Here is a 9,088-nt window from a genome sequence, read left to right as displayed (position 1 = left end):
CGGCGATCGAGGCGGTCGAGACGGCGCAGGCGCGGGCCGGCTCGCGCCATCTCCGGACGGCGTACGTCGAGGCGCCGCCGGCGCACCAGCCCGGGCTCGAGGCGGCGGTCAACGCCGCGCTCATCGCTCGCGACGAGCTGCTCGGCGGCCTGGGACCGCTGTCGCTGTCGGTGCTGGCTGGCATGCTCGGCGGCATGAGCCAGACCCGGATCGCCGCCGACCTGGCGGTGAGCGCCTCCGCGGTCTCCCAGCGGGTGCGGCGGGACGGGCTGCGCGGCGTGCTCCGCGCCGGCGAGCTGCTGGCGGGGATCGGGCCGGTAGTCGACGAGGCCGGGGTCGACGAGGCCGGGGTCGACGAGGCCGGGGTTGACCAGGCCGGGGTCGACGAGGCCGGGGTCGACCAGGCCGGGGTCGACCAGGCCGGTGTCGATGAGAGCGGTCCGGTGCGATGAGCTGGCTGGCGCTGCTGCTGGCCGGCCTCGGCCTCGCCGATCTGGGCCACTCGCTGCGGCCGGTGCGACTGCTGCCGGAGACGGTGGCCGCGGTGCTCACGGTGGCGCTCGGCCTGCTGGCCGGCCTGACCGCTGCCGGCGACGTGGTCGCGCTGCTGGTCATCGCGGCGATCGTGATCGGCTGGGGGGTGCTGGTGCGGCAGGGGTTCGGCAGGGGGCGGCCGCAGTGGCCGCTGGCGTTGCTCGTGCTCGCGCTGGCCGCCGCGCTGCTGCTCGCGCCGCTGGCGGGGGAGGGCGGCGGCCCGGTCGGGGACTGGCTGGACGCCTCGCCCTGGTGGTCGGGTGTCGACCCCGACCGGGCCCTGCTGGTCTTCGGCGCACTGCTGGTCCAGCTCAGCACCGGCAACGTCGTGGTCCGGCTGGTGTTGGCGGTGACCGGCACCATCAACCCGGCCCGGCCCAGCCACGACGCCAGCGTCCGGCTCAAGGGCGGGCGACTGCTCGGCCCGATGGAGCGGCTGGTGCTGGTGGGTCTCGGCCTGGCCGGCCAGCTGACCGCGGCGAGCCTGGTGATCGCCGCCAAGGGGTTGCTGCGCTGGCCCGAGCTGCAGTCCTTCCGCACCGCCACCGAGGGGCCGACCATCGACGAGGTCACCGAGTACTTCCTGCTCGGCAGTTTCCTGTCCTGGTCGGTGAGTCTGGCGACCCTGGCACTCCTCGTCCACCGGTGAGCGAGGCGTGGATAGGGTGACGCCATGAGCAAGCAAGAGGACTTCGTGCTGCGGGCACTCGAGGAGCGTGACGTCCGGTTCGTCCGGCTCTGGTTCACCGATGTGCTCGGCTATCTGAAGTCGGTGGCGGTGGCGCCGGCCGAGCTGGAGGGCGCCTTCGCCGAGGGCATCGGCTTCGACGGCAGCGCGATCGAGGGCTTCGCCCGCGTCACCGAGTCCGACATGCTCGCCCTGCCCGACCCGACCACCTTCCAGCTGTTGCCCTGGCGTGACCAGGGCCCCAAGACCGCGCGGATGTTCTGCGACATCGTGATGCCCGACGGCTCTCCGTCGTACGCCGACCCGCGGCACGTGCTCAAGCGCACCCTGTCCCGGGCGGCGGAGAAGGGCTTCACCTTCTACACCCACCCGGAGATCGAGTTCTACCTCTTCAAGGACTCGCCGACCCCCGACGTCCCGCCGGTGCCGGTGGACAGCTCGGGCTACTTCGACCACACCGCGCAGTCGATGGGCGCGGACTTCCGGCGCGAGGCGATCACCATGCTGGAGGCGATGGGCATCTCGGTGGAGTTCAGCCACCACGAGAACGGCCCCGGCCAGCAGGAGATCGACCTGCGCTACGCCGACGCGCTGTCCACCGCCGACAACATCATGACGTTCCGCACCGTCATCCGGGAGGTCGCGCTCGGGCAGGGCATCTGGGCCAGCTTCATGCCGAAGCCGTTCACCGAGTACCCCGGCTCGGGGATGCACACCCACCTGAGCCTGTTCGAGGGTGACGCCAACGCGTTCTACGAGTCCGGCGCGGAGTACCAGCTGTCCAAGACCGGCCGGCAGTTCATCGCCGGGTTGTTGCGGCACGCCGCGGAGATCACCGTGGTGACCAACCAGTGGGTCAACTCCTACAAGCGGATCCTCGGCGGCAGCGAGGCGCCGCCGTACATCTGCTGGGGGCACAACAACCGCTCGGCGATGGTGCGGGTGCCGATGTACAAGCCGCTCAAGGGCCAGTCGACCCGGATCGAGGTCCGCAGCATCGACTCGGCGTGCAACCCCTACCTGGCCTACGCGGTGGTCCTCGCCGCCGGGATGAAGGGCGTCGAGGAGGGCTACGAGCTGCCTCGGGAGGCCGAGGACAACGTGTGGAGCCTGACCGACCGCGAGCGCCGGAACCTCGGCATCGACTCGCTGCCGACCAGCCTGGACAAGGCCATCGACATCGCCGAGGACTCCGAACTGCTCGCCGAGACCCTGGGCGAGCACGTCTTCGACTTCTTCTTGCGCAACAAGCGCCAGGAATGGTCCGACTACCGCGGACAGGTCTCCGCGTTCGAGCGCAACCGGATGCTTCCGGTGCTGTGATGCCGGCCGGCGAGCCAGGACGGTCCGGGTCGCCCTCGCAGATGAGCCACCCGCGGGTCCTGGTCGTCCAGCACCAGCCGAGCTGTCCGGTGGCGCTGTTCGGCGACTGGCTGGCGCAGGCCGGGGTGCGCCTCGAGATACGGCGCGCCGACCGCGCCGACGGCCTTGCCGGCCCGGACCTCCGAGCCGGGTCGTACGACGGCCTGCTGGTTCTCGGCGGAGCGGTCTCCGCCCTCGACGACGAGGCCAGCCCCTGGTTGCCGGCGGTGCGCGATCTGATCGCCCAGGCGGCCCGGCTGCGGGTGCCGACCCTCGGCATCTGCCTGGGCCACCAGCTCGCCGCGCAGGCGCTGGGCGGCGCGGTCGCCGCCAACCCGTTCGGTCCGACCATCGGGTTGCGCCAGGTGGACTGGGAGCCGGAGATCATCTTCGACCCGCTGGTGCGCGACATCGCCGGCGAGGACCGGGCCGTGCACTGGAACGAGGACGTGGTCACCGAGCTGCCCCCCGGCGGGCTGCGGCTGGCGAGCACCCTGGACGGGCAGGTCCAGGCCGCCCGGCACGCGCCGACGGTGTGGGGGGTGCAGTTCCATCCCGAGGCGGACGCCGAGGTGGTGCGCGGCTGGGCGGCCTCGCACCGGGCGGCGCTCGCGGGCCGGGCCGGCGAGGAGGGCACCGGCGACGGGGACACCGACGAGGAGCGGGTGGTGGCGCCGGTGGTCGAGGCCGCGGCGGAGCTGTCGGCCACCTGGCGCCGGTTGGCCGAGGCGTTCGCCGCCCTGGTCAGGGGTCGCCGAGCCGCGGCCGAGTCGACCGGCGTACCGGGTCCCGGAGAGCGCTGAGCCATGGCACGACAGGTCACCGGGAAGGGCACGCTCCTGCGGCTCGGCTTCAACGACCCGGACGCGGCGATGCCGCGGCTCGAGCGGCTGGGTGCGGCCGCGGATCCGCTGCTGGCCCTCCTGGGCCGCACCGCCGACCCGGACCTGGCCCTGTCCGGTCTGCTCGCGGTGGTCGACGCCCTGGCGGAGGCCGATCCACGGCCGGACACCTCCGGCGGACTGCTGGCCGCCCTGGTCGACGACGAGGGCACCGCGATGCGGGTGCTGTCCGTGCTCGGTGCCTCGGTCGCGCTCGGCGACCATCTGGTCAGGCATCCGGAGCACTGGCTCGAGCTGCGCGATCCGGTGCTCGGGTCGACCCGGCCCTCGGCGGCGTCGATGCGCGCCGCGCTGCTGCGCGTGGTGGGAGCGGATCCGCTCGAGCCGGCGCCGATCGCGACGCTGCCGGACGCCGAGGCGGTCGACGCGCTGCGGGTGGAGTACCGCCGGCTGCTGCTCCGGCTGGTGGCGCGCGACCTGGCGCACGATCTCGCGCTGGCCGATGCGGCCGCGGAGCTCTCCGACCTGGCCGTCGGCACCCTGGACGCCGCGCTCGCCATCGCCCGCGCCCGGGTCGGGCCGGCCGCTGCCCGGATCCGGTTCGCGGTGGTGGCGATGGGCAAGTGCGGTGGCCACGAGTTGAACTACGTCTCCGACGTCGACGTGATCTTCGTGCACGAGGCGGCCGCCGAGGCATCGGCCGGATCGGCGCAGGGCGAGGCAGCCCAGGACGATGACGCGGCGCAGGCGGAGGTCTCCGACGAGACCGCGCTGCGGACCGCGACCAGCCTGGCCGGCCATCTGATGCAGATCTGCTCGGTCCACACCGGCGAGGGCGCCGTGTGGCAGGTCGACGCCGCGCTGCGGCCGGAGGGCAAGGCCGGCCAGCTCTCGCGCACGCTGTCGGGGCACCTGGCCTACTACGAGCGCTGGGCCAGCACCTGGGAGTTCCAGGCCCTGCTCAAGGCCCGGCCCGCCGCCGGTGACCTCGAGCTCGGCCGGGCCTATGTGGAGATGCTGCAGCCGCTGATCTGGTCCGCCGCCGAACGCGACGGCTTCGTCGCCGACACCCAGGCGATGCGCCGCCGGGTGATCGCGCACATCCCGGTCAAGGATGCCGACCGCGAGCTCAAGCTGGGGGCCGGCGGCCTGCGCGACGTCGAGTTCGCCGTCCAGCTGCTGCAGCTGGTGCACGGCCGCACCGACTCGGCGCTCCGCGCGCCGACGACGCTCTCCGCGCTGCACGAGCTGACCGCGCGGGGCTACGTCGGCCGCGAGGACGGCGAGGCGCTGCACCGGGCCTATGCGTTCCTGCGCACCATGGAGCACCGCATCCAGCTCTACCGGATGCGTCGCACCCACGTCGTCCCGCGGGACGAGGCGTCGCTGCGCCGGCTGGGCCGCTCACTGGGGTTCCTGCGCGAGCCGACCGAGGCGCTGGCCAGGGAGTGGGCCCACCAGCGGTTGGAGGTGCGGCGGCTGCACGAGAAGCTCTTCTATCGTCCGCTGCTGAGCGCGGTCGCCAAGCTGCCCTCGGGCGAGGCCAGGCTCTCCCCGGAGGCGGCCGAGGAGCGGCTGACCGCCCTCGGATACGGCGACCCGAAGGCGGCACTGCGGCATCTCGAGGCGCTGACCGCCGGCGTCACCCGGCGGGCCAAGGTGCAGCGCACCCTGTTGCCGGTGATGCTCGAGTGGTTCGCCGAGGGCGCCGACCCGGATGCGGGCCTGTTCGGGTTCCGGCGGATCAGCGAGGCGCTGGGGGAGTCCCCGTGGTATCTGCGGGCGTTGCGCGACGAGGGTGAGATCGCCGAGCGGCTGGCCCGGGTGCTCTCCACCTCGCGGTACACCACCGTGCTGCTGGAGCGGGAGCCGGAGGCGCTGCGGATCCTCGGCGACTCGCTCGAGCCGCCCGGCGCCGACGCGCTGACCGAGGAGATGCTCGCCGGCGCCGTTCGCCGGGCCGAGGCCGGCGGGCGTGCCGAGCTCGCCGTACGGGCCGTTCGGGCGGTACGGCGACGCGAGCTGTTCCGGCTCTCGGCCGCCGAGCTGCTCGGCGCCGCCGACATCGAGGCGGTCGGGGCCGGACTCTCCCGGATCACCGACGCCACGCTGGGGGCCTCGCTGCGGGCGGTCATCGCCGACCAGGTGGTGGCGCGCGGGCTGGAGAGGGCACCCACCCGGATGGCGATCGTCGCGATGGGCAGGTACGGCGGCTTCGAGCTGTCCTATGCCAGCGACGCCGACGTGCTCTTCGTGCACCAGCCGCAGCCCGGGGTCGAGGCGCAGGTGGCGGGGTCGTTCGCCCAGGCGGTGGTCGGAGAGCTGCGGCGGCTGCTGGCCCTGCCCGGTGCCGACCCGGCCCTCGAGCTGGATGCCGACCTGAGACCCGAGGGACGCTCGGGTCCGATGGTGCGCACCCTCGACGCCTACCGGGCCTATTACGCCAAGTGGTCGCACGTGTGGGAGGCGCAGGCGCTGTTGCGGGCCGACGCCGTGGTCGGGGACGAGTCGCTGCGCCAGGAGTTCACCGAGCTGATCGACCCGCTGCGCTACCCGGCCGGTGGACTCAGCGACGACGACGTCCGGGAGATCCGGCGGATCAAGGGTCGCGTCGACGCCGAGCGGCTGCCGCGCGGGGCGGATCCGACGACCCATCTCAAGCTCGGCCGCGGGGGGCTGGCCGACATCGAGTGGACGGTCCAGCTGCTGCAGTTGCGCCATGCCCACCGGGTGCCCGGACTGCGCACCCCGCGCACCCTCGACGCGCTGAGCGCTGCCCGGGAGGCGGGATTGGTCAGCGACCCGGACGCGGAGGTGCTGATCGAGGCCTGGCGCCTGGTCAGCCGGGTCCGCAACGCCGTCACCCTGGCCCGCGGCCGGCCGGCCGACTCACTGCCCGACGGCCCGGTGGAGAAGCACGCGGTCGCCTCGATCCTGGGCTACCCGGCCGGTGCCACCGACGAGATGGTCAACGACTACCTGCGTGCCACCCGGCTCGCCCATGGGGTGGTCGACCGGGTCTTCTGGGAGTAGCGTGTTCGTGCTCGTCGAGAGCAGCCTGTCGCACCGGGATGTGGACTACGCGAAAATGGCCCGTTTGGACTATGGTCTAGGTTGCTTGGCGGCGAAACAGTTCAAGTCTATGAACGGTGATCATTGTGAGGTGCAGTTATTTCGGCCAGCGGTTTCTGCGGCCGGATTGGCAACTATTGGGTTCTTCTTGGCTCTAGGTGTACTGATTCCGTTCTGTGCACTTTCCAGTGCGAGTGCCGAACAAGGCGTTGCTTGCGTCAATGACGGTGACTATGGCCAGAACGTAGGGGTAGAGCAGCCCAATCAAACCTACAGTGATGACAGCCGCGGTACTCGAAGCCAAGTCTGGGTTGCAGCAGGAGCTGCGTGTCAGAGAATATCCTCGGTCTACGTAAGGTCCAGTAATCTTACGGGGTCTTTTGAGTTTGGATATCTCATTGGTTACAGCAACTGCAGTCCGTATCGAAACCACTTCTACACAGAGCCAACTCTGTTCTTCTGGGCCATCAACTCGGACGGGAGTCTTGTAAGTTGTGGCGTCTTCTCGGATCGCCATCCCACATCCAAGCAATACGACGCTTTCCGAGTTTCAGATACGAATGGTAACACCTACTGGGGATCCTATTTCAACGGGAATGAATTGCAGTCGAGCGGTGTCGACATGAACTTCTCCAAGGGCTACAACTGGGTCGCGACCGAGCGAGGAGCGGCAGCAGATGATGGGTATACTCGATTTAACAATCTAGCTGAGTATCACGATTCCAACGGCTGGACATCGTGGGACAATGCGGTGGGAAGATACGATACTGATCCAGACTACGACGTCAGTACTCCAGATGCGAACACTGTGATAGTCGATAACTAGTAACAAGTCGCTGGGAACCGCGAAGGGGTAAGCGATGAAGAAGAAGGACGTATCAGTTGGGAGGCGTCGGTCCCCGCTATTCGCGCTAGGGGTCGGAGCCGCAGGAGCTGCTTGTCTCGTCTTCTCGCTGCGTGCGGCGGGAGTCTTCGATGAATCGAGTGGCGCACGGTCCAGGACCGACGCGCGGCAAGGTTCCGACGGAATTCAATTGACGGTCGAGCCCGGAGAGCCATGTGCTGGCGGGTCGGTAAGACGAACCCTGCAGGAGGTGGTCGATCTGGCCGATGTGCCCGTGCACATGCCTGATGTCGCGGCTGCCTCGAAGGACAACTTCACCGGCGCCTGGAACTGTCCGGGAGGGAATACACCTTTCTTGACCTTCTCCACCGGTAATGAGCCCTCGACCGACGCTTCACCACTCTATGTCCAGTCCGGAATCATCACGGTGTCGTTCGAAGACGGTTGGGGTGACGTCGACGTCGACAGTAAATGGAAGGACATGCTGTCGAGCTATGGCGAGGGCCGCATCGAGGACGTCGACGGGCACTCGGCCTTGGTCATACCGCCCGGCCCCTCGCCGCTGGGGATGGTCATGGTGGTCGTTGACGGAGTCCTCTATCAGGTACTGGGCGACGGCGAGGTGTCGGTGGATCGACTTCTCGAGGTGGAGCTGTCAGCGGTCACCGCCCCGGCCCTTCCCAGGAGTTCGGAGAGCTCAAGCGCTTCACCCAGCCCGAGTGCCACGTGAGGCGACGGTATTCAGGTCGGGAACGCCGCCCGGAGCAATGCGAGCGGGCGGCGTCGGCTGCCCCGCCGCTGCGGACGTGTTCGGCCCGGTCGGCTGCGTCGCGTCAGGACCGCCAGGCGGGGTCGACCTCGTCCGGGAAGGCGATCATCCAGTAGTCCGGGAGGACCTCGTTGAGACGCTTCCAGACGATCACCGTCGGATCCGCCCGGTGGGCGACCGCCACCAGCACTCCGGGACCATGCACCGCGAGTCGTTCACGACAGACGCCACACGGTGCCAGCACGAGGAGGCGGCCACCCGGCTCACGGTGCAGGCAGACCGAGGCGAGGATCGGCTGATCGAGTCGGTGGGCGCCGCAGTACGGCTCGATCTCGTGGCAGACCTCGACCGCCGGGTTGATCGCGGTCGGGGCGGTCCCGGTCAGGATCGTGCCGTCGGCCAACAGCATCGCGGCCGCGCCGTGGTGGTCGTCGTCCGGGTACCGCCGGGCGATGAGCTCTCGGCACGCCCGGACCGTCGCATCGAGCAGGTCCTGGTCCATGGTCAGCAGGCTACGGCGAGGCCGCCGGGGTGTCCGTAGGGTGCCGCCATCGAGGAGCACGGCGTCGCCTTCTGCCGCCCCTGGGAGCCGAGCGAGGAGCCCGGCCGAGTGCGTACCGAGCTGGTGATCGGCGACGGCGCGCTCGACCTCGACCCGGGGGAGACGGCGGAGCTGATCGGTCGGCTGGTGAGGTCTTGAGCCCGCGCATGTCGCCCGATCCACTCGCCGACGTCAACCCGCGGGTCGTCCCGCGGTGTCTCATGCGTGGACCGAGGTGGATTCCTTGCCCGTTGGTCGAGTGGCGAGCGCTGAGCCCAGATCGTCGGCTTATGTTCGTCGGTGGAATTTGAGGGTGCCGTTGGGGAGGCGGGTGGTGGTGTAGTCCGGGTCGTGGGTGCGGCGGTGGTGGTGTCCGCACAGGCTGATGCCGTTGGTCAGGTCGGTGGCTCCGCCGTGGGTCCAGGGTTGGAGGTGG

Annotated in this window: 8 protein-coding genes and 1 pseudogene; 7 read left to right on the top strand and 2 right to left on the bottom strand. The window is 70.2% G+C overall.

Annotation, left to right across the window (positions count from 1 at the left end; all coding sequences use genetic code 11):
• The 7 genes and pseudogenes from QM638_RS00280 to QM638_RS00250 form a co-directional block, all read left to right on the top strand.
• Positions 1 to 452 (top strand): annotated as a pseudogene (locus QM638_RS00280) (hypothetical protein); the annotation flags it as partial.
• Positions 449 to 1,183 (top strand): hypothetical protein, encoded by a 735-nt coding sequence (locus tag QM638_RS00275; RefSeq protein WP_415139923.1) that lies wholly within the window; start codon positions 449 to 451, stop codon positions 1,181 to 1,183. The pseudogene QM638_RS00280 and the gene QM638_RS00275, both read left to right, overlap by 4 nt.
• 24 nt (positions 1,184 to 1,207) lie before the next feature.
• Positions 1,208 to 2,545, top strand: coding sequence for a glutamine synthetase family protein (locus tag QM638_RS00270; RefSeq protein ID WP_415139922.1), 1,338 nt, complete (start codon positions 1,208 to 1,210; stop codon positions 2,543 to 2,545).
• A 41-nt stretch (positions 2,546 to 2,586) separates the two neighbouring features.
• Positions 2,587 to 3,387, top strand: a complete 801-nt coding sequence (locus tag QM638_RS00265) for a type 1 glutamine amidotransferase (protein WP_415139921.1) — start codon at positions 2,587 to 2,589, stop codon at positions 3,385 to 3,387.
• 3 nt (positions 3,388 to 3,390) lie between these two features.
• The gene (locus QM638_RS00260; RefSeq protein ID WP_415139920.1) at positions 3,391 to 6,459 is read left to right on the top strand and encodes a bifunctional [glutamine synthetase] adenylyltransferase/[glutamine synthetase]-adenylyl-L-tyrosine phosphorylase; all 3,069 of its coding nucleotides are present in this window, start codon (positions 3,391 to 3,393) and stop codon (positions 6,457 to 6,459) included.
• Position 6,460: 1 nt separating this feature from the next.
• A complete protein-coding gene (locus tag QM638_RS00255) occupies positions 6,461 to 7,324 on the top strand; it encodes a hypothetical protein (RefSeq protein ID WP_415139919.1) in 864 nt (287 codons plus the stop codon).
• A 268-nt stretch (positions 7,325 to 7,592) separates the two neighbouring features.
• Positions 7,593 to 8,072: a hypothetical protein gene (locus QM638_RS00250; protein WP_415139918.1), complete on the top strand. Its 480-nt coding sequence runs from the start codon at positions 7,593 to 7,595 to the stop codon at positions 8,070 to 8,072.
• A gap of 103 nt (positions 8,073 to 8,175) precedes the next feature.
• Here QM638_RS00250 and QM638_RS00245 read toward each other — a convergent pair whose 3' ends face one another.
• Together QM638_RS00245 and QM638_RS00240 are read right to left on the bottom strand one after the other, a co-directional pair.
• Positions 8,176 to 8,613: a cytidine deaminase gene (locus QM638_RS00245; protein WP_415139917.1), complete on the bottom strand. Its 438-nt coding sequence runs from the start codon at positions 8,611 to 8,613 to the stop codon at positions 8,176 to 8,178.
• 327 nt (positions 8,614 to 8,940) lie between these two features.
• Positions 8,941 to 9,088 (bottom strand): HNH endonuclease (locus QM638_RS00240; protein WP_415139924.1); only part of this gene is annotated, 148 nt, incomplete at its 5' end.

The sequence above is a fragment of the Nocardioides sp. genome, from assembly GCF_047606145.1.
Taxonomy (GTDB): domain Bacteria; phylum Actinomycetota; class Actinomycetes; order Propionibacteriales; family Nocardioidaceae; genus Nocardioides.
Note: the sequence above shows the minus strand (reverse complement) of the source record. Positions and strands in the feature narration are given on the sequence as shown.

Excerpts from the sequence above, each read along its gene's own strand:
- QM638_RS00275 (WP_415139923.1), top strand. The coding sequence starts at position 449 with ATGAGCTGGCTGGCGCTGCTGCTGGCCGGCCTCGGCCTCGCCGATCTG.
- QM638_RS00270 (WP_415139922.1), top strand. The coding sequence starts at position 1,208 with ATGAGCAAGCAAGAGGACTTCGTGCTGCGGGCACTCGAGGAGCGTGAC.
- QM638_RS00265 (WP_415139921.1), top strand. The coding sequence starts at position 2,587 with ATGAGCCACCCGCGGGTCCTGGTCGTCCAGCACCAGCCGAGCTGTCCG.
- QM638_RS00260 (WP_415139920.1), top strand. The coding sequence starts at position 3,391 with ATGGCACGACAGGTCACCGGGAAGGGCACGCTCCTGCGGCTCGGCTTC.
- QM638_RS00245 (WP_415139917.1), bottom strand. The coding sequence starts at position 8,613 with ATGGACCAGGACCTGCTCGATGCGACGGTCCGGGCGTGCCGAGAGCTC.